Source organism: Comamonas brasiliensis (assembly GCF_018292285.1).
Classification (GTDB): Bacteria; Pseudomonadota; Gammaproteobacteria; order Burkholderiales; family Burkholderiaceae_C; genus Comamonas; species Comamonas brasiliensis.
On sequence record NZ_JAANES010000002.1, the window covers coordinates 766984 to 785934 of the forward strand.

The following is an 18951-nucleotide window of genomic DNA, read 5'->3' on the forward strand; positions in this document are numbered from 1 at the left end:
CGCCCACCGAAGTGGGCATGGGTGTCAGCGGGGGCGCTATTCTAGCGCCCACTTATTGGGCCTAGGCGGCGGCAGTTTCCAGCTCACTGCCGGAATGCAGTGCCAGTTCAATGCGCACCCCGTGGGTGGCAACTTCGTCCAGTGCCCCTGCTGTCGCCTGCTGCGGCACCGACAGCACGACCGCATAAGGGCCTTCGCCGCGCGTGGCCAATCTTTGGGCCAGAGGGCCCGCAGCCTGTACGGGGGCGGCCAGCACCAGCTCGGTGGCGCCCAGACCCAGCGATATCTGCTGCGTGCTGCCGTCGGCTGAGACCCGCAGCGGGCCGACGCTCACTGCATCGCCGAGCAGCGCCCGCCAGCGCGCCAGACTGGCCTGCAGATCCTTGACCGCCACTTCCAGACGCGCCACGCCGGTCGCACCATTGGGATGCACGCGGGCCTGGCCTTCGGGCACGCGCAAGACACGCGGTGTCAGGTCGCCGCACAGAAACGGCAGATCCTGGCTTGGAGGGCGTGCATTGCGCCAGCGCAGCTGCTCTCCGTCGGGACGCTGACGTCCGCCCTCATAAGACGCTTCATAGCCCAGGCCGCGCGCCTGGGCTGCAGCCACCACTGCACCAGTCTCGGAGGGCAGCAACGCAAAGTCGACCAACCCCTCACCGTGCTGCTGCAACTGCTGCCACCAGCGCTCCTCGGGCGCGGGCGCACGCCAGGCAATGAGTTCGAAATAGGCGCCGTCGGCAAAGACCACCAGGGCGTTGTGCGTGGAGCGGCCCGGGTGCTCGCCGCCGCGCAGCACGTTGAAACCCAGGGACTGATAGTCGGCAATCGTGCGCTCCAGGTCCTGGACCGCGATGACGATATGGTCGAGTGGCAGGCTCATGCAAAAGTCTTTCCAAAAGGTTTTCAGGCCGCCAGGCGCTCGGGCGCGCTGGAGTCGGTATGGCGCACTTCGGCGCGGATGGACTGCGGGTTGCGCAGCAGGTTGAGGATGGGGCAGGTTCGCTCCACGGCCTCGAACAGCGCATCGATCTCGGCGCGGCTGGCCGGCGAATCGATATGCACGGTATAGCCGATATCGTGCGGCCAGATCGGCGTCGCCTCATGGCCTGGCTTGCCGCCGCGCGGGTCGATGACGCCCGTGACCTCGACTTCGAGGCTCTCCAGCGGCACCTTGCGCTCGGCCGCCTGGATCAGAAAGATATGGGTCACGCAGGTGCCCAGCACGCCCAACTGCAGCTCGGGCGAGCTCGGGCCGAGGTTGTAGCCCGCGAAATCGGGCGGGCTGTCGCTGATGACCTGGTGCTCACGGATGCGCAGACGGCGCACGCCGCTGCGCCCCTCGGCACGCACGCTGGCCTTGAGTCTGGCGGCCTGGGCCGTGCCCGCCGCAATGGCGGCGCTGCGTGCCAGCACGGCTGCGCGTTTTTCGGAAAGATATTCGTTGAGATGACTCATGAGCGGGCTTTCGATAAGGGAATGCCAGGCCATTGTTGTGAGAGCGGCCTGCCGGGCCAACAAAGGAATTCGTCTGCGCTTATGCGCTTTGCAAATATGCAGCCTCGCGACGCTTAGTTGTTTTTCGAATAACGATGCTACTCAATATATGAACACGAATATTTGGCGTCGATAGCATGAGAGCCATGAATCCGGTCGGTCGCTGCGGCGATGCGTCCGGAACCTGAGTTTTCAACGCCATGTGGCGACGAGGTATGAACGTGCTTTTCCCTTCGCAGACGGATCCATCGACAAAACAGCCGGCAAACAGGCCGGCCCGACGCCGCGCCCTATGGGCCGCAGTGGCGGTACTGACGGGCAGCATGCTGCTGGCCGGCTGCTCCAGGCAATCCGGCACGGCACAGGCCGGCGCCTCGGCGGAACCGGTCCAGGGCGGCACCCTGGTCTATCTCGAACAGCAGGCACACACTAACCTCTATCCGCCTGCCGGCGGCTTCTATCCCAACGGCGGCGTGCTCAACCAGATCACGGACAAGCTGACCTACCAGGACCCCGAGACGCTGGAGATCCAGCCCTGGATCGCCGAATCCTGGACCGTGAACGCCGATGCCACCGAGTACAGCTTCAAGCTGCGCTCCGGCGTGAGCTTCTCGGACGGATCGCCGCTGGACGCGGCCGCCGTGGCGCGCAACTTCGACACCTACGGTCTGGGCAACAAGGCGCTCAAGCAGCCGGTTTCCGAGGTCATCAACAATTACGAACGCAGCGAAGTCGTCGATCCGCTGACCGTGAAATTCTTCTTCAAGAAACCCTCGCCGGGCTTTCTCCAGGGCACTTCGGTGATCGGCTCGGGCCTGGTCTCGCCGGCCACGCTGGATCGTCCATTCGAGGAGCTTGGCGACGCCACGCGCATCATAGGTTCGGGCCCCTTCGTGGTGGCCAGCGAGACCCTGGGCAAGGAACTGGTGCTCAAGGCGCGCAAGGACTACAGCTGGGGCCCGGCCAAGCTGGCTCATCAGGGCCGCGCACGCCTGGATGAAGTCAAGTTCATCGTCACGCCCGAGGACAGCGTGCGCATAGGCGCACTGCTGGCCGGCCAGGCCGGCTTCATCCGCCAGGTCCAGGCCTATGACGAAAAGCGCGTGGAGCAACAGAAGTTCAGCATCTACGCGCCGTCCACGCGCGGCGTGAACAACAGCATCGCTATCCGCCCCGACAACGCTCTGGTGGCCGATCTCAAGGTGCGCCAGGCCCTGTTGCATGGCACCAATACCAAGGAGATCGTCGAAACCCTCTTCTCGCCGCGCTACCCGCAGGCGCGTTCGGTGATCGCCTCCACGGCAGCAGGCTATGTGGACCTGTCGGCCAAGCTGGTCTTTGACGAGGCCAAGGCCAGGCAATTGCTCGACGAGGCCGGCTGGAGCCTGGGCGCCAACGGCTTGCGCCAGAAGAACGGCCAGGACTTCGTGCTCTCGACCTACGAATCCCTGCCCCAGCCGCAGAACAAGGAAACCCTGCAGCTCGTGGCCCAGCAATGGGCCAGGCTGGGCATCAAGCTCAATGTGCTGGCTGGAGACTCGGGCAGCCGCACGGTGGACACGCTGGACCCCGACAAGACCGGCGTGCTGCCGGGCATGGTGGGCCGCGCCGATCCCGACGTGATCAAGAGCAATTACTACCCGAGCAACCGCAATGTGCTGCTGCAAAAAGGCGGTGTGAGCCAGAAGGTCAAGTCTTTCGAGGACGGCAAGCTCAACCGCCTGTTCGATGCCATCGCGGCCGAGACCGATGCCAACCGGCGCCTCGCGCTGACCGGCGAGGTGCAGAACTATCTGATCGACCAGGCCTATGTAATCCCGATCTTCGAGGAGCCCCAGGCCTTCGCGGGGGCGACCTGGGTGCGTGAGGTGGGCTTCGAGGCCGTGGGCCGTCCCAGCTTCTACAGCACCTGGCTGGCCAAGCGCTGAGTGCGCACCGATCAAGGAAGCGCACCCATGCCACGCCGCTATCTGCTTGGCCGCATCGCACAGGCCGCCCTGGTGCTGTGGGCGGCTTTCACGGCCTCTTTCATCCTGCTGCAGCTGCTGCCGGGCGATGCCGTACTGATCAAGTTCCTGAACCCCGAGCTGGGCCTGGGCCCGCAGGAGATCGCCGACATCCGCGCCGCCTATGGCGCCGACCAGCCCGTCTGGCAGCAATACCTGCACACGCTGGCTCAGTTCCTCACGGGCCATTTCGGCTACTCGCTGCAGGCCGGCGTGCCCGTAAGCCAGGGCCTGGCCACCAGTCTGCCGCCCACGCTGCGCCTGGCGGCCCTGGGCTTTTCCACGGCGGCGCTGCTGGCCATCGCTCTGGCGGCCGCAGCCAGCCTCGCGCCGCTGGCCTGGCTGCGCAATGCCCTGCAAGCCCTGCCCTCGGTCTTCGTCTCCGTGCCGGTTTTCTGGCTGGGCATCATGCTGATCCAGGTCCTGTCCTTCCGCCTGGGATGGATTCCCGTCATCAATCCCGGCCCCTGGGAAGGTCTGGTCCTTCCCACGCTGACGCTGGCCGTCCCCATTTCGGCGCCACTGGCCCAGATCCTGCTGCGCAATATCGACACCGTGCTGGCCCAGCCCTTCGTGGCCGTGGCGCGCGCCAAGGGCGCTTCTCGCGCCTGGGTGCTGCTGCACCATGTGGCGCGCAATGCCTTGCTGCCGACCTTGACGATTGCCGGCGTGCTGTTCGGCGAACTGCTCGCCGGCGCCGTTGTCACCGAGGCCGTGTTCGGCCTCAACGGCCTGGGCACGCTGACCCAGCAGGCCGTGGGCAACCAGGACACGGCCGTGCTCCAGGCCGTGGTCGTGGTCTCGGCCGCCGCCTTCGTGCTCATCAACCTCGCCGTGGACCTGCTCTACCCGCTGCTCGATCCTCGTTTGCGTCATTCTGTGGAGAACCGGGCATGAACACCGCCGTCTCGACCGCCATTCCCAAGCCACTGGCATCCAGTGTCGCCTCGACCGCAGCGCCCAGGCTGGTGCCCCCGTCGGCACCGGCACCGGCCGCAAAAAGCCTGCGCCCCGTCCTGATCGATCTGCAAAGGCTCAGACGCCTGCCGCCCACGCTGGCCCTGGCCTGGCTGGTGATTGCCACCGCCGCGCTGTGGGCCCTGGTTCCGGGCTGGTTTGCCCATCAGAACACCGTCGTCGGCCAGGCCGGCCAGCAGTTGCTGGAGCCCGGCCTCGCACACTGGCTGGGCACGGATGCGCTGGGGCGTGATCTCTGGGCCCGCGTGGTACATGGCTCCGTGCACTCCTTGTCGGGTGCTTTCCTGGCCGTGGCCGTGGGCCTGGTGGCGGGGACGCTGATCGGCCTGCTGGCCGGTGCCACGGGCGGCCGTGTCGATGACGCGCTGATGCGCTTCGTCGACGTGCTGCTGGCCGTGCCCTCGCTGCTGCTGTCGCTGACCATCATCATCCTGCTGGGCTTTGGCACCATCAATGTGGCCATCGCCGTGGGGGTGGCATCCGTGGCCGGCTTCGCGCGCCTGGTGCGCTCCGAAGTGGTACGCGTGCGGCGCTCAGACTATGTGGAGGCGGCTTTCGGCAGCGGCGGACGCTTTGCCGCCGTGCTGTGGCGCCATGTGCTGCCCAATTCGCTGACCTCGGTGGTGGCCCTGGCCGCGCTGCAGTTCGGCTCGGCCATCCTGTCGATTTCCACGTTGGGTTTTCTGGGCTACGGCGCGCCGCCGCCCACGCCCGAATGGGGTCTGCTGATCGCCGAAGGGCGCAACTACATCGCCACCGCCTGGTGGCTGACCACGGCGCCGGGCCTGGTCGTGGTGGCAGTGGTGCTGGCCGCCAACCGCATCGGCGCCTCCTTCGCACGGAGGCCGGCATGAGTGCCCTGCTGCAAGACCGCCCCGCCACGACAACCCCTGCCGCAGCCCCGCTGCTTGAGGTCCAGGACCTGGTCATCGCCTACCGCGACCACAGCGGCCAGGAGCAGCGCGTGGTCCACGGCCTGTCGTTTTCCGTGGCGCCCGGCGAGGTCGTGGCCCTGGTCGGTGAATCGGGCTCGGGCAAGACCACCACGGCCCAGGCCGTGATCGGACTGCCCGCCGACAACGGGCGCCGCGAGCAAGGCAGCATCCGGCTGCAGGGCACCGAGGTATCGGACTGGAGTGCTGCGCGCTGGAACAACATTCGCGGCCGCGTGATCAGCCTGGTGCCCCAGGATCCGACCACCTCGCTCAACCCCGTGCGCACCGTGGGCGACCAGGTCGGCGAAATCCTGCGCATTCACGGCCTGCGCGACCGCACTGCCATCGAGGCGCGCGTGATCGACCTGCTGACCCGCGTGGGCCTGTCCCAGCCCGCCCTGCGCGCGCGCCAGTATTCGCACGAGCTGTCGGGCGGCATGCGCCAGCGCGTGCTGATCGCCATCGCCATCGCGCTGCGGCCTGCGCTGATCATCGCCGACGAGCCCACCAGCGCACTGGATGTCACGGTGCAGCGGCGCATCCTGGATCTGATCGACGAGCTGCGCCGCGAAACCGGCACCGCCGTGCTGCTGGTCACCCACGACCTGGGCGTGGCGGCCGACCGCGCGCATCGCCTCATCGTCATGCAAGGCGGCCGCATCCAGGAGCAAGGCCCGACACTGGAGCTTCTGCGCAATCCGCAGAGCGCCTATACGCGCCGCCTGCTGTCTGATGCTCCGTCGCTTACGCCCGCCCCCCGTCGCACCGCGCCATCGGCGGCAGCCGCTGCCCAAGACTGGGCCATCGAGGTCGAGGACCTGGTCCACGAGTTCAATGCGCCCGGCCATGCTTCGTCCCACGGGCGTGGCGTTTTCCGTGCCGTGGACGGCGTGTCGCTGCGCCTGCGACGGGGCTCCACGCACGCCATCGTCGGCGAGTCGGGCTCGGGCAAGACCACGACCATACGCGACATCGTGGGCCTGGCACGCCCTACATCGGGACGCATCCGCATCGCCGGCGCCGAACTCACGGGCCTGCGCGGCGAGGCCCTGCGTCAGCTGCGGCGCAAGGTCCAGCTGGTCTACCAGAACCCGTTCAGCTCGCTGGACCCGCGCCAGCGTGTCTTCGACATCATCGAGGAGCCGCTGCTCAACTTCGAGCCGCTGCCGCCCCAGGAGCGCCGCCAGCGCGTGCTTGACATGCTGGAACGCGTGGGCCTGCCGGCCGCCGTGCTCGAACGGCGCCCGCATGCGCTCTCGGGCGGCCAGCGCCAGCGCGTGGCGATTGCACGCGCCCTGGTGCTGCAACCGGAGGTGGTGGTGCTGGACGAGGCCGTTTCGGCCCTGGACGTGACCGTGCAGGCCCAGATCCTCGCCCTGCTCGCGCAGTTGCAGCAGGACCTGGGCCTGAGCTATCTCTTCATCTCGCACGACCTTGCCGTGGTGCGTCAGATCGCCGACACGGTGTCGGTGCTGCGCGCAGGCAAGGTGGTGGACGCGGGCAGCGTCGAGGACGTATTCCTGCGCCCCACCAGCGACTACACACGCGAACTCATGGACGCCATTCCCGGCAAAAGGAGCATTGATTTTGTCCCCCACCCCGCCTGACACTCTTGCTCGCGTGCGCCCTGCCCCACGCCTGGGCTTCTTCAGCCGCCTGCTCGATGAGGTGCCGGCCGGCGAACGCTACCGCCTGGTCACCGAGCAGATCGTCCATGCCGAAGCACAGGGCTTCGACTCGGCCTGGATCGCCCAGCATCATTTCCATGAAAGCGAGGGCGGCCTGCCCTCGCCCTTTGTCTTTCTCTCGCATGTGGCGGCCCGCACGCGGCGCATCCGCCTGGGCACGGGCGTGGTCACGCTGCCGCTGGAAAACGCGCTGCGCGTGGCCGAGGATGCGGCCGTGCTGGACCTGCTGTCGGACGGTCGCCTAGAAGTGGGGCTGGGCACGGGCGGCACGGCGGAGTCCTTCGAGGCCTTCGGCGTCACAGGCAGCGAGCGCGGCGCAGTCTTTGCGCGCAACTTCGCCGTGCTGCAGGATGCCTGGGCCGGGCGCGAGCTGGCAGGCGGCGTGCGCCTGTACCCGGCAGCCCCGCAGCTGCTGGAACGCGTCTGGCAGGCCACGTTCTCGGTCGAGGGCGGGGCACGCGCCGGCGCCAACGGGGACGGCTTGATGCTCTCGCGCACCCAGCCCCGACCCGAAGGCCGACCCCGGGCCACGCTGTCCGAGATACAGAACCCCATCATCGAAGCCTATCTCGCGGCCCTGCCCGCAGGACGCGCACCGCGCATCCTGGCCTCGCGCACGCTGCTGGTTGCCGACAGGCGCGAACAGGCGCTGGACTGGGCCGAGGCCGGTCTGCGCCGTTCGGCCCGGCGGCATGCGGCCCTGGCCTCATCCGCGTCCACGCAATGGGCAACGCGCGTCGATCCGCAGGCGCCGCTGCAGCAGCTCATTGAAGCCTATGACGTGCATGTGGGCACGCCCGAGGAGGTGATCGCATCGCTGCGCGCCGACACGGCGCTGGCTCAGGCCAGCGACATCGTGTTCCAGGTCCACTCCATCGACCCGCCGCACCAGGCCATTCTGCGCTCCATCGAGCTGACGGCAGCCGTCGTGGCGCCGGCTCTGGGCTGGCACCGCAGCAATGCCCCCGCTGGCGCTTCCCAACCCTCAGTCCGGACCGAACTGCTTCAAGCCGCATGACCATGAGCAATACCGCACAGACCCGCTTTCCCGAAGATGTGATCGACCATCTCGCCGATATCGCTGCCGGCAGCACGCTGGATCAGGTGCGCCGCCACCGCAGCGAGGCTCGCACCCAGGCCCAGCAAAGCTTTGCCGCGCTGTTCACCCCTGACGAGCCCGTTGCAGGAACCGTCTCCCTGCGCGAACGCCTGACGCTGGCCGCCTTCACGGCAGGCCTGCATGGCGAGCCTCGCAGCACGGCCTTCTACACACGCGCCCTGGCGGCCGAGGATGCCGATCTGGCCGATGCCGTGAGCTCGGAAGTGGTGCGCGGGCGCGCTGCGAGCCTGCAGGCCGGCAGCGGCCCGCACGGCCCCTACGGGATCTATCCGGCCGGCCCCTTGAGCCGCGAGGACCAGAGCGGCCCCAGCTACGCGGTGGACCCGGCGCATGCGGCTTTGCTGGGCCCGCGCCTGAACGCCGCGCTGGCCCATGCCCATCTGCTGGCCTACCACCCACGCGATGCGAGTGCCCAGGCCTTGCTGGCGCTGCAGCAGGCCGGCTGGAGCGAGACCGATATCGTCATCCTGTCCCAGCTCGCCTCTTTCCTGTCCTTCCAGATCCGCCTCGTGGCGGGGCTGCGCGTGCTTGGCGCACGAGCTGCAATCACCACGGACTCTTCCACCCCTGCCCTGCAAGCCCAGCCATGACCACCACGCACAACACCTCCCCCAAGGTCTTCACCCAGGAACAACTCGACTGGCAGCCATGGATAGCTCCGCTGGAGGAGAGCGAGCTGAGCGAGCGCCACCATGCAGGGCTGGTGGACGCGGCGCGCGCGCGTTCACCCTATTTCCGGCTGCTGGCGCGCGACCCCGACACGCTGGGTGCACGCACGCGCACCGACAAGGACATCTTCTACAACCCCGATGCCGGCCTGCCGCGCGCCGAGCGTGAACTGGCAGCAGCTGCAACCTCACGCACCAACGGCTGCATCTACTGCGCTTCGGTACATGCGCGCTTTGCCACGCATTTCTCGCAACGCGCCGCCGATGTGCAGCGCCTGCTCGATGAAGGCCCGGGCAGCGATCTGGGGCCGCGCTGGAACGCCATCGTCGCCGCCGCCGTGGCCTTGACGCAGACGCCGCCCGCGCTGGAATCCAGCCATATCGATGCGCTGCGCGCCTCCGGTCTCGACGACGCGGCCATCTCCGATGCGCTGCAGGGCACTGCCTTCTTCAACTGGGCCAACCGGCTCATGCTGTCGCTGGGCGAGCCCCTACGCACGAGCAACTGACAGCACAGCTCACCACAGCCCCAGCAGCTTCCACCAGGCGCTGCCGACGACAGCGAAGATCATCAGCTCCAGCACGCACATCGCGGCCCCCACGCGCCACCAGACGCCCAGAGTCACATAGCCGCTGCCGAAGATAATGGGCGAGGTGCCGGTCGCGTAATGCGTCAGCGTCATCATGATGGCCGAGCCGGCCGTCATCATCAGCATGAAGGGGACGACATAGTCGGCCGGGATCAGCTGCGCACCCACGGTCAGAAAGGCCAGCATCATGGCGCTGATATGAGCCGTGGTGCTGGCAAACAGATAGTGCGAGAAGACGAAGACACCCACCAGAATCGCGGCCACGGGCAGCCAGTCCAGGCCGCTGGCGACGATGGCATTCTTCAAGCCCTCGGCAAACCAGGCGACCACCCCTAGCTTGTTGAGCTGCTCGGCCAGCATGACCAGGGCACCAAACCAGATCAGGGTATCCCAGGCGCTTTTTTCGGACAGCACATCATCCCAGTCGATGGTGCCCGTGATGATCAAGGCGAACAGACCGAGAAAAGCCACCACGGTCGGGTCCAGCGTGAAGGCCGGACCGAAGAGCATCTGCGGCACATTCGCCCACAGCAACAGCATCATGCCGAAGGTCCCGAGCATCACCCGCTCCTTGCCCGACAGCGGGCCCATACGGACCATCTCGGCACGAGCGTATTCCACGGCATTGGGCGTAGCCTTGAGCTCGGGAGGCGACAGCAGATAGACCGCCAGCGGCATCAGCAGCAGACACAACAGGCCTGGCAGCAGCATGTAAAGCGCCCAGCTTGTCCAGCTCAGATGCAGGGACTGGCCCGTGGCCTTGGCCACCAGGTCCACAACCAGAGGATTGGGCGCCGTAGCGGTCAGGAACATGGCCGAGGTGATCGGGTTGGAGTGGTAGTTGACCAGTGCCAGATAGGTCCCTACCTTGCCTTGCGTTCCCTTGGCCGGGTCCGACTCAAAGGCATTGGCAATGGACTTCATGATCGGATGCACGATGCCGCCGCCGCGCGCCGTGTTGCTTGGCGTGAACGGGGCCAGCACCAGCTCGCAGATCGCAAGTCCGTAACCGATGCCTATGGTGCGCTTGCCCATCAGCGCAATGAACAGCAGGCCGATGCGGTTGCCGAGCCCCGTCTTCTTGAGGCCGCGCGAGATCAGAACCGCCACCACGATCAGCCAGATCAAGGGGTTTGCAAAGCTGCTCAGCGCATCCGTGATCGCGCCCTTGGATGAGCTGGAAGTGACCTGAGACAGCGACACGATGACAATCGCCATCAGAGCCATCACGCCTATGGGCATGACCTTGAGAATGATCGCCACGATAGTCGTCAGAAAGATGGCCACCAGCTGCCATGCCTTGCTATCCAGCCCAGCCGGCACCGGCGTCAGCAGCAGACCGATCAGCACCAGGGTGGCAACCAGTGCAGGCACCAGCCGAAACGGCACGGCCGCTTTGAGGTAGCGGAACATCGAGACGATTTTCTCGAACATACAAGTCCTTTTCTTTACCTGCAGCGCATCGAGACACCATACCTCAGCTCGGAGAAATCCAGTAGACACGGACGGGCATTGGTGCTCAGGTCGCAGACTGGCATCATGATGCAGTGCCGCACGGCCTCGCCCCCAGGCCGACGTTCACCTTGTCGGCATTTGATCGGCATCAAGACTTATGGAAGCAAAACCGACGGCCAGGCCCGCGGTATGCCAGCATCCGGGGCTGGGACATATGTCCATGGATTGAGCAGGAGAGCCACCCTACATGCCAGCGAACCGATTCTTGCCCGATGAATGGGAAAACCGCCTTGAGGAAATAGACTTGGAGATCCTGCATCAGGCAGCTATCTGCAAGATCCGGCTGCTTGAGCCCGGTGCCGTGGAGCGCGTGCTGGCCAACGATGTAGGCATCTGCGGGGCCGCGCATGAGACGGCATTCCGGACCTTGCGCGGTCTGCTCTATCTGCATTACACCGAGGTGCTGCATATCAGCGAGGTGCTCAGCCCGGAAATCGCCCAGGTGATCGCCGACCGCGTACGCGAGCACCTGCGCCGTCGCTCAGGCACGCAGTCGGGGGTATGACGAGTCAAGGCGGGTGCCGCCTTTTGGTCCATGGAGAAAATGGACAAAAAAAGGCCACGACATTGTCGTGACCTTTTCAATTTGGTTGCGCGAGAAGGATTTGAACCTCCGACCTTTGGGTTATGAGCCCAACGAGCTACCAGACTGCTCCATCGCGCGGTATTTCCAATTATAGCAGGCTTTGCAGCCTGCTCGAGGCTTATTCAGCTGCTGCAGCGACTTCTTCAGCGCGCTCAACCAGTTCCACATAGGCCATGGGAGCGTTGTCGCCCACGCGGAAGCCCATCTTCAGGATACGTGTGTAGCCGCCGGGACGCTGAGCGTTGCGGGGACCCAGCACGTTGAACAGCTTGGTCACGCTGTCGCGGTCGCGCAGACGGTCAAAAGCCAGACGGCGGTTAGCCACGGTGTCAACCTTGGCCAGAGTGATCATGGGCTCGATGACGCGACGCAGTTCCTTGGCCTTGGGGACCGTGGTCTTGATGGCTTCGTGCTCGATCAGCGAGTTCATCATGTTCTGCAGCATTGCCTTGCGGTGTGCAGAAGTGCGGTTCAGTTTGCGGAGGCCGTTGCCGTGACGCATGGTGCTTTTCCTTTGCTCCCCGTTTTTATCCGGAGATCTTTATTAAATTAAATCAGGCAGCCGTATCAGGTACTGCCCGAGGCACTTGGACTTTGCCAAAACCATTCGATTTCAGCAAAGTCCTCTATTGTAGCGATTAACGCTTTTCCAGGCCAGCTGGTGGCCAGTTTTCGAGCTTCATGCCCAGCGTCAGACCGCGGGAAGCCAGAACTTCCTTGATCTCGTTGAGCGACTTACGACCCAGGTTGGGAGTCTTGAGCAGCTCGTTTTCGGTACGCTGGATGAGGTCACCGATGTAGTAAATGTTCTCTGCCTTGAGGCAGTTGGCAGAACGCACGGTGAGCTCGAGCTCGTCCACAGGACGCAGCAGGATGGGATCGAACGAGGTGGCAGCACCGCGGCCACCGGCAGGAGCGTCGAACACGCTGGCGATATCGCCACCGTCGAGCTGGGCAAACACTGCCAGCTGTTCCACCAGGATCTTGGCGGATGCGCGCACTGCGTCTTCAGCGGTGATGGCACCGTTGGTTTCGATTTCCAGAACCAGCTTGTCCAGATCGGTACGCTGTTCCACACGTGCGGATTCGACAGCGTAGCTCACGCGCTTGACGGGCGAGAACGAAGCGTCGAGCACGATACGGCCGATCGACTTGGTCGATTCGTCACCGTAGCGGCGCACGTTGCCGGGCACATAGCCGCGGCCCTTTTCCACCTTGATCTGCATGTCCAGCTTGCCGCCTTGCGACAGATGGGCAATCACATGATCAGGGTTGACGATTTCTACGTCGTGGGGGGTCTGAATGTCACGGGCAGTGACAACACCTTCGCCATCCTTGCGCAGGCTCAGGGTGACTTCGTCACGATTGTGCAGCTTGAACACCACACCCTTGAGGTTCAGCAGGATGTTCGTCACATCTTCCTGGACACCGTCGATGGAGGAGTACTCATGCAGCACTCCAGCAATCGTCACTTCCGTCGCTGCGTAACCCACCATGGAGGAGAGCAGAACACGGCGCAGGGCATTGCCCAGCGTATGACCGTAGCCACGCTCAAACGGCTCCAGAACAACCTTGGCACGGTTGTGACCAAGTTGCTCGACATTGATTGTCTTGGGCTTCAGCAAATTCGTTTGCATGCAGACTTCCTCTCAATACCCTCGGCTCGTTACACCGGTAAGGCTGGTGAAGCACCCACGGCGCGATGCCTCGCGCCGTGGGGACGGTTACAGAAATGTCGCTGCTAAAGATTAACGCGAGTACAACTCAACGATCAGGGATTCGTTGATGTCAGCTGCGAATTCATCGCGGTCAGGAGACTTCTTGAAAGTACCTTCTGCCTTGTCAGCAGACACTTCCACCCATGCGGGGAAGCCCACTTGAGCAGCCAGTTGCAGAGCTTCGACCACGCGAGCTTGCTTCTTGGACTTTTCACGCAGGGCAACCACGTCGCCTTCCTTCACGGAGAAGGAAGGAATGTTCACGGACTGACCGTTCACGGTGATAGCCTTGTGCGACACCAGCTGACGTGCTTCAGCGCGAGTGGAGCCGAAGCCCATGCGGTACACGACGTTGTCCAGACGCGATTCCAGCAGGGACAGCAGGTTGGCACCAGTGTTGCCACGCTTGCGGTCAGCGGCTTCGAAGTAGCGGCGGAATTGCTTCTCCAGCACGCCGTACATACGCTTGACCTTCTGCTTTTCGCGCAGTTGCAGACCGTAGTCGGAAGTGCGCTGACCGGAAGTGCGGCCATGCTGACCAGGCTTGGTGTCGAACTTAGCCTTGTCTGCGATGGAGCGGCGAGCGCTCTTCAGGAACAGATCGGTGCCTTCGCGGCGGGAGAGTTTTGCCTTGGGGCCAATATAGCGTGCCACTTGATTTCCTTTGTGTCATCTACCGTGCGCAAACACGGGAGCCGCCCGCGATGCAAATGCACCTGGGCGGCGGTGGGCTTGATAAAAAATTAGATACGACGGCGCTTTTGAGGGCGGCAGCCGTTGTGGGGAACCGGTGTCACGTCCGAAATGGAAGTGATGCGGATACCCAGAGCACCCAGGGCGCGAACCGAGGATTCACGGCCAGGACCGGGACCCTTGATTTCGACTTCCAGGTTCTTGATGCCCTGTTCGATAGCAGCACGACCGGCCACTTCCGAAGCAACCTGAGCAGCAAAGGGAGTCGACTTACGCGAACCCTTGAAGCCCTGGCCACCCGACGAAGCCCACGACAGAGCGTTGCCTTGACGGTCGGTGATGGTGATGATCGTGTTGTTGAACGAAGCGTGCACGTGCGCGATACCGTCAGAAATATTCTTACGGACCTTCTTGCGAACGCGAGCAGCTGCGTTGTTTGCGGGAGACTTAGCCATAATGATCTTTCAATCTCTTATTTCTTCAGAGCCGCTGCACCCTTGCGCGGACCCTTGCGAGTACGAGCGTTCGTGCGGGTACGTTGACCGCGCATGGGCAGGCCGCGACGATGACGGAAACCGCGGTAGCAACCGATGTCCATCAAACGCTTGATGTTCATGGTGGTTTCGCGACGCAGATCACCTTCCAGAGTCATGGGATTCAGGAAGTCACGGATCTTTTCCAGATCAGCGTCCGTCAGGTCCTTGACCTTCTTGGAATACTCGATACCGCATGCTTCGCAGATTTTGCGAGCTGTAGTGCGACCGATGCCGAAGATGGCGGTCAGGCCGATTTCAGCATGCTTGTGCGGCGGGATGTTAATGCCAGCAATACGTGCCATATTAGTCCTCTAATGCTTTCAATCAACCTTGGCGCTGCTTGTGGCGCTGGTCAGTGCAGATCACGCGCACAACACCTTTGCGGCGGATGATCTTGCAGTTACGGCAGATTTTCTTGACCGAAGCCGAAACTCTCATTCTTTTCTCCTAAAACTTTCCATCCACTATCGGCCTATCGACCGGGAAACAATGCCCGCGATAGATCGATGGGCGTCTACTAACTTTTGGCAGGCTGCCCCCTTGGGCAGCCTTGTCATCAAATACCAGCCTTAAAGTTCGCTTTTTTCAGGAGCGACTCGTATTGCTGCGACATCACGTAGTTCTGCACTTGTGCCATGAAGTCCATTGTCACGACCACAATGATCAGCAACGATGTACCGCCGAAGTAGAACGGAACGTTGTACTTCAGGATCAGGAATTCGGGCAACAAGCACACGAAGGTAATGTAGATCGCGCCAGCCAGGGTCAGGCGAACCAGAATCTTGTCAATGTAGCGGGCTGTCTGTTCGCCAGGACGAATCCCGGGGATGAAAGCGCCACTCTTCTTCAGGTTGTCGGCAGTTTCCCGGCTGTTGAAAACCAGGGCCGTATAGAAGAAGCAGAAGAAAATGATCGCGGCAGCATAAAGGATGACATAGATTGGCTGACCAGGGGTCAACGTGCTCGCAATATCCTTCAGCCAGCGCATGGATTCTCCTGCACTGAACCAATTCACCACCGTAGCGGGCAGCAAGATGATCGACGAAGCGAAGATGGGAGGAATCACACCTGCCATGTTCAGCTTCAGTGGCAAGTGCGAAGACTGACCACCGTACACCTTGTTGCCGACTTGTCGGCGTGCGTAATTCACCAAGATCTTGCGTTGACCTCGTTCGACATACACGACGAAATACGTCACGGCTGCCACAACGAGAACAATGAAGATTGCCGCCAGAATGCTCATGGCACCGGTGCGCACCAGTTCCAGCAGACCACCGATAGAGCTCGGCAGGCCTGCGGCGATACCGCCAAAAATCAGTATCGAGATACCGTTGCCCAGACCACGTTCAGTGATCTGTTCACCGAGCCACATCAGGAACAAGGTACCGGCCGTGAGACTGACGACCGCAGTCATGCGGAAGCCAAAACCAGGGTTCAGAACCAAGCCTGCGGAGCTTTCCAGGGCAACAGCAATTCCCAAGGACTGAAACAGCGCCAGGCCCAGAGTGCCATAGCGGGTGTACTGGGTAATCTTGCGACGACCCGCTTCACCTTCCTTTTTCATCTGCTCGAATGTCGGGACCACGTAGGTCATGAGCTGCATGATGATCGATGCCGAGATGTACGGCATGATCCCCAGTGCGAACACTGTGAAACGCGAGAGCGCTCCACCCGAGAACATGTTGAACAGATTGAGAATGCCGCCCTGCTGGCCAGAGAACAGCTGCTGCAGCTGCGCTGGGTCGATGCCCGGAACGGGGATATGCGCCCCGATACGGTATACGACCAGCGCAAGCAACAGAAAAACCAGACGACGACGCAGGTCGCCGAATTTTCCAGTCTTTGCAATTTGAGCTGCGCTAGTAGCCACGGATGTCTTCTTTCAGAACTTTAATCAGGCGATGCTGCCACCGGCAGCTTCGATGGCAGCCTTGGCACCGGCAGTAGCGCCGATACCGTTGAGCTTGACAGCCTTAGTCAGTTCACCGCTCTTGATGATCTTCACGACCTTAGCGATAGAACCAACCAGACCGGCTTGCTTCAGAGCAGCCAGATCGACTTCGGCCAGGCCGAGCTTATCCAGCTCGGACAGGGTCACTTCTGCATTGAACTTCAGCAGATGCGACTTGAAGCCACGCTTGGGCAGGCGACGCTGCAGAGGCATTTGACCGCCTTCGAAGCCCACCTTGTGGTAGCCACCCGAACGCGACTTCTGACCCTTGTGACCGCGACCGGCGGTCTTACCCAGACCAGAACCGATACCGCGACCCACGCGACGCTTGGCGTGCTTGGCGCCGTCTGCAGGCTTGATGCTATTGAGTTCCATCATCAATCCTTTCAGAGAACCTTCACCAAGTAGGCGATCTTGTTAATCATGCCGCGCACTTCAGGAGTGTCCTGCAGTTCGCTGACGCTGTTCAGCTTGCGCAGACCCAGGCCACGCACAGTCGCACGGTGCGACTCTTTGGTGCCGATGGGGCTACGAACCAGCTGAATCTTGACAGTTTGTTGTGTTGTCATGTGCTGGACTCCGATCAGGCGGTGAAGATGTCTTCGACCGACTTGCCGCGCTTTGCTGCCACGTTCGCAGGGGTCGTGGAGTTCTTCAAAGCGTCGAAAGTTGCGCGAACCATGTTGTAGGGGTTCGACGAACCGTGGCTCTTGGCCACGATGTCAGTGATACCCACCACTTCAAAAACAGCGCGCATGGGGCCGCCAGCGATGATGCCGGTACCCTTGGGAGCTGGGTGCAGTTCGACCTTGGCAGCGCCGTGATGGCCCTTCACCGAGTGGTGAATGGTGCCGCTCTTCAGTGCAACCTTCATCAGGTTGCGACGGCATTCTTCCATCGCTTTTTGCACAGCAGCAGGCACTTCCTTGGACTTGCCCTTACCCATGCCAACGCGACCGTCACCGTCGCCAACCACGGTCAGTGCAGCGAAGCCGAGAATACGACCACCCTTCACAACCTTGGTGACGCGGTTGACCGCGATCATTTTTTCGCGCAGACCGTCGTCACGACCTTCGTCTTGCACTTTGGGGGAAAATTTAGCCATTTGTATCCGCTCCGCTTAGAACTGCAGGCCCGCTTCGCGAGCGGCTTCTGCCAAAGCCTTCACGCGGCCGTGGTATGCAAAACCGGCGCGGTCGAAAGCCACTTTCTCAACGCCAGCAGCCTTAGCCTTCTCAGCAATGCGCTTGCCGATCAGCGTGGCGGCGGCCACGTTGCCACCCTTGCCAGCGGCGCCGAGTTGCGAACGCACTTCGACTTCTGCAGTGGAGGCCGAAGCCAGCACGGTAGTGCCGTCTTCCGAAACCACGGAGGCGTAGATATGGAGGTTGGTGCGGTTCACGCTCAGACGTGCAACGCCTTGCTGGGCAATGCGGATGCGAGTCTGACGGGCACGGCGCAGACGCTGCTCTTTCTTGTTCAACATCATGCAGCTCCTTACTTCTTCTTGGTCTCTTTGATCACGACCTTCTCATTCGCATAGCGAATGCCCTTGCCCTTGTAAGGCTCGGGAGGACGAACGGCACGGATCTCAGCAGCCAATTGACCGACCACTTGACGGTCAGCACCCTTGATCACGATTTCAGTCGGAGTGGGGGTAGCGACAGTGATGCCGGCAGGCATCTCGAAGTTGACGGGGTGCGAGAAGCCCACAGCCAGGTTCAGCTTGGAACCTTGTGCAGCGGCCTTGTAGCCCACGCCAATCAGCGTCAGCTTCTTCTCGAAGCCTTCAGTCACGCCCTTGACCATGTTGTTGACCAGCTGGCGGAAAGTACCGGCCAGAGCGTCAGCTTCACGGGAATCGTTGGCGGGAGCAAAGGACAGCTTGCCGTCGTTGTTGCCGATGGCCACCAGGCGGTTCAGAGCCAGCGACAGATCGCCGCCCTTGCCCTTGACCTTGATGGATTCAGCGTTGATGGACACATCCACACCAGCGGGGATGGTCACAATAGCTTTTGCTACGCGAGACATTTCAGTATTTCTCCTTAATGTCCGTTAGGCCACATAGCACAGCACTTCACCGCCGATACCGGCAGCACGTGCTTTGCGATCGGTCATCACGCCCTTGGGAGTAGTGACGATGGCCACACCCAGGCCGTTCTGGACCTGAGGGATTGCGTGACGACCCTTGTAGACGCGCAGGCCGGGACGGCTCACACGTTCGATACGTTCGATCACAGGGCGACCGGCGTAGTACTTCAGGGTAATTTCGAGTTCGGACTTGCCACCTTCGGACTTCACTTCGAAGCCGTCGATATAGCCTTCTTCCTTCAGCACTTGTGCGATGGCAACCTTGACCTTGGAGGAAGGAGCCGACACAGTGGCCTTGGAGACCAGTTGTGCATTGCGGATGCGGGTCAGCAAGTCAGCGATGGGATCACTCATGCTCATGTTTAATCTCTCCTGCTTG

Annotated in this window: 24 protein-coding genes and 1 tRNA gene; 8 read left to right on the forward strand and 17 right to left on the reverse strand. The window is 62.7% G+C overall.

Annotated elements, in window-relative coordinates; translation table 11 throughout:
* Positions 1–61: 61 nt before the first annotated feature.
* Positions 62–883, reverse strand: a complete 822-nt coding sequence (locus tag DJFAAGMI_RS11880) for a VOC family protein (RefSeq protein ID WP_211457301.1) — start codon at positions 881–883, stop codon at positions 62–64.
* A 23-nt stretch (positions 884–906) separates the two neighbouring features.
* Positions 907–1491, reverse strand: coding sequence for an OsmC family protein (locus DJFAAGMI_RS11885; RefSeq protein WP_211457302.1), 585 nt, complete (start codon positions 1489–1491; stop codon positions 907–909).
* Positions 1492–1712: 221 nt separating this feature from the next.
* On the opposite strand from DJFAAGMI_RS11885, the gene DJFAAGMI_RS11890 reads away from it, so the two are divergent.
* The 7 genes from DJFAAGMI_RS11890 to DJFAAGMI_RS11920 are packed head-to-tail and all read left to right on the forward strand — an operon-like array spanning position 1713 to position 9401.
* Entirely contained in the window at positions 1713–3425 is a 1713-nt protein-coding gene (locus DJFAAGMI_RS11890; RefSeq protein ID WP_211457303.1) for a TIGR04028 family ABC transporter substrate-binding protein, read from the forward strand.
* A 27-nt stretch (positions 3426–3452) separates the two neighbouring features.
* Positions 3453–4400 (forward strand): ABC transporter permease, encoded by a 948-nt coding sequence (locus DJFAAGMI_RS11895; RefSeq protein WP_003050560.1) that lies wholly within the window; start codon positions 3453–3455, stop codon positions 4398–4400.
* Positions 4397–5335 carry an ABC transporter permease gene (locus tag DJFAAGMI_RS11900; RefSeq protein WP_211457304.1) on the forward strand — a complete coding sequence of 313 codons (939 nt, stop codon included), beginning with the start codon at positions 4397–4399 and terminating at the stop codon, positions 5333–5335. Before DJFAAGMI_RS11895 ends, DJFAAGMI_RS11900 begins: the two co-directional genes overlap by 4 nt.
* Positions 5332–7023, forward strand: coding sequence for a dipeptide ABC transporter ATP-binding protein (locus tag DJFAAGMI_RS11905; RefSeq protein ID WP_211457305.1), 1692 nt, complete (start codon positions 5332–5334; stop codon positions 7021–7023). The genes DJFAAGMI_RS11900 and DJFAAGMI_RS11905 overlap by 4 nt, the downstream gene beginning before the upstream one ends.
* On the forward strand, positions 7004–8122 hold the full coding sequence (locus DJFAAGMI_RS11910; RefSeq protein WP_211457306.1) for a putative FMN-dependent luciferase-like monooxygenase: 1119 nt from the start codon (positions 7004–7006) through the stop codon (positions 8120–8122). The genes DJFAAGMI_RS11905 and DJFAAGMI_RS11910 overlap by 20 nt, the downstream gene beginning before the upstream one ends.
* Positions 8119–8814, forward strand: a complete 696-nt coding sequence (locus DJFAAGMI_RS11915; RefSeq protein WP_211457307.1) for a CMD domain protein — start codon at positions 8119–8121, stop codon at positions 8812–8814. Before DJFAAGMI_RS11910 ends, DJFAAGMI_RS11915 begins: the two co-directional genes overlap by 4 nt.
* Positions 8811–9401, forward strand: coding sequence for an alkylhydroperoxidase domain protein (locus DJFAAGMI_RS11920; protein ID WP_211457308.1), 591 nt, complete (start codon positions 8811–8813; stop codon positions 9399–9401). Before DJFAAGMI_RS11915 ends, DJFAAGMI_RS11920 begins: the two co-directional genes overlap by 4 nt.
* Before the next feature lie 9 nt (positions 9402–9410).
* Here DJFAAGMI_RS11920 and DJFAAGMI_RS11925 read toward each other — a convergent pair whose 3' ends face one another.
* Positions 9411–10916: a DASS family sodium-coupled anion symporter gene (locus tag DJFAAGMI_RS11925; RefSeq protein ID WP_211457309.1), complete on the reverse strand. Its 1506-nt coding sequence runs from the start codon at positions 10914–10916 to the stop codon at positions 9411–9413.
* Positions 10917–11184: 268 nt separating this feature from the next.
* Here DJFAAGMI_RS11925 and DJFAAGMI_RS11930 point away from each other — a divergent pair, with 268 nt between their 5' ends.
* Positions 11185–11502 (forward strand): hypothetical protein, encoded by a 318-nt coding sequence (locus DJFAAGMI_RS11930; protein ID WP_211457310.1) that lies wholly within the window; start codon positions 11185–11187, stop codon positions 11500–11502.
* Positions 11503–11584: 82 nt separating this feature from the next.
* On the opposite strand, the gene DJFAAGMI_RS11935 is transcribed toward DJFAAGMI_RS11930, so the two are convergent.
* The 14 genes from DJFAAGMI_RS11935 to rpsH form a co-directional block, all read right to left on the reverse strand.
* A tRNA-Met gene (locus DJFAAGMI_RS11935) sits at positions 11585–11661 on the reverse strand.
* Positions 11662–11701: 40 nt separating this feature from the next.
* Complete coding sequence (gene rplQ, locus DJFAAGMI_RS11940) at positions 11702–12085, reverse strand: 50S ribosomal protein L17 (protein WP_211457311.1); 384 nt, start codon at positions 12083–12085, stop codon at positions 11702–11704.
* A 136-nt stretch (positions 12086–12221) separates the two neighbouring features.
* Positions 12222–13220 carry a DNA-directed RNA polymerase subunit alpha gene (locus tag DJFAAGMI_RS11945; RefSeq protein ID WP_003050542.1) on the reverse strand — a complete coding sequence of 333 codons (999 nt, stop codon included), beginning with the start codon at positions 13218–13220 and terminating at the stop codon, positions 12222–12224.
* Between the two features lie 111 nt (positions 13221–13331).
* Positions 13332–13955, reverse strand: a complete 624-nt coding sequence (rpsD, locus tag DJFAAGMI_RS11950; RefSeq protein ID WP_003068426.1) for a 30S ribosomal protein S4 — start codon at positions 13953–13955, stop codon at positions 13332–13334.
* Positions 13956–14044: 89 nt separating this feature from the next.
* Positions 14045–14449 (reverse strand): 30S ribosomal protein S11, encoded by a 405-nt coding sequence (gene rpsK, locus DJFAAGMI_RS11955; protein ID WP_003050538.1) that lies wholly within the window; start codon positions 14447–14449, stop codon positions 14045–14047.
* Between the two features lie 17 nt (positions 14450–14466).
* Complete coding sequence (rpsM, locus tag DJFAAGMI_RS11960; protein WP_003050537.1) at positions 14467–14832, reverse strand: 30S ribosomal protein S13; 366 nt, start codon at positions 14830–14832, stop codon at positions 14467–14469.
* 22 nt (positions 14833–14854) lie between these two features.
* Positions 14855–14968 carry a 50S ribosomal protein L36 gene (gene rpmJ, locus DJFAAGMI_RS11965; protein WP_003050535.1) on the reverse strand — a complete coding sequence of 38 codons (114 nt, stop codon included), beginning with the start codon at positions 14966–14968 and terminating at the stop codon, positions 14855–14857.
* A gap of 118 nt (positions 14969–15086) precedes the next feature.
* Positions 15087–16400: a preprotein translocase subunit SecY gene (gene secY, locus DJFAAGMI_RS11970; protein ID WP_003050520.1), complete on the reverse strand. Its 1314-nt coding sequence runs from the start codon at positions 16398–16400 to the stop codon at positions 15087–15089.
* 24 nt (positions 16401–16424) lie between these two features.
* Positions 16425–16856, reverse strand: a complete 432-nt coding sequence (gene rplO, locus DJFAAGMI_RS11975; protein ID WP_003050519.1) for a 50S ribosomal protein L15 — start codon at positions 16854–16856, stop codon at positions 16425–16427.
* Between the two features lie 11 nt (positions 16857–16867).
* A complete protein-coding gene (gene rpmD / locus DJFAAGMI_RS11980; RefSeq protein ID WP_003050517.1) occupies positions 16868–17050 on the reverse strand; it encodes a 50S ribosomal protein L30 in 183 nt (60 codons plus the stop codon).
* A gap of 14 nt (positions 17051–17064) precedes the next feature.
* Positions 17065–17586, reverse strand: coding sequence for a 30S ribosomal protein S5 (gene rpsE / locus DJFAAGMI_RS11985; RefSeq protein WP_003050515.1), 522 nt, complete (start codon positions 17584–17586; stop codon positions 17065–17067).
* 15 nt (positions 17587–17601) lie between these two features.
* On the reverse strand, positions 17602–17967 hold the full coding sequence (rplR, locus tag DJFAAGMI_RS11990) for a 50S ribosomal protein L18 (protein WP_003050513.1): 366 nt from the start codon (positions 17965–17967) through the stop codon (positions 17602–17604).
* Positions 17968–17978: 11 nt separating this feature from the next.
* Complete coding sequence (gene rplF / locus DJFAAGMI_RS11995; protein ID WP_003050512.1) at positions 17979–18512, reverse strand: 50S ribosomal protein L6; 534 nt, start codon at positions 18510–18512, stop codon at positions 17979–17981.
* Positions 18513–18536: 24 nt separating this feature from the next.
* Positions 18537–18932, reverse strand: a complete 396-nt coding sequence (rpsH, locus tag DJFAAGMI_RS12000; protein ID WP_003050510.1) for a 30S ribosomal protein S8 — start codon at positions 18930–18932, stop codon at positions 18537–18539.
* Positions 18933–18951: the final 19 nt, after the last annotated feature.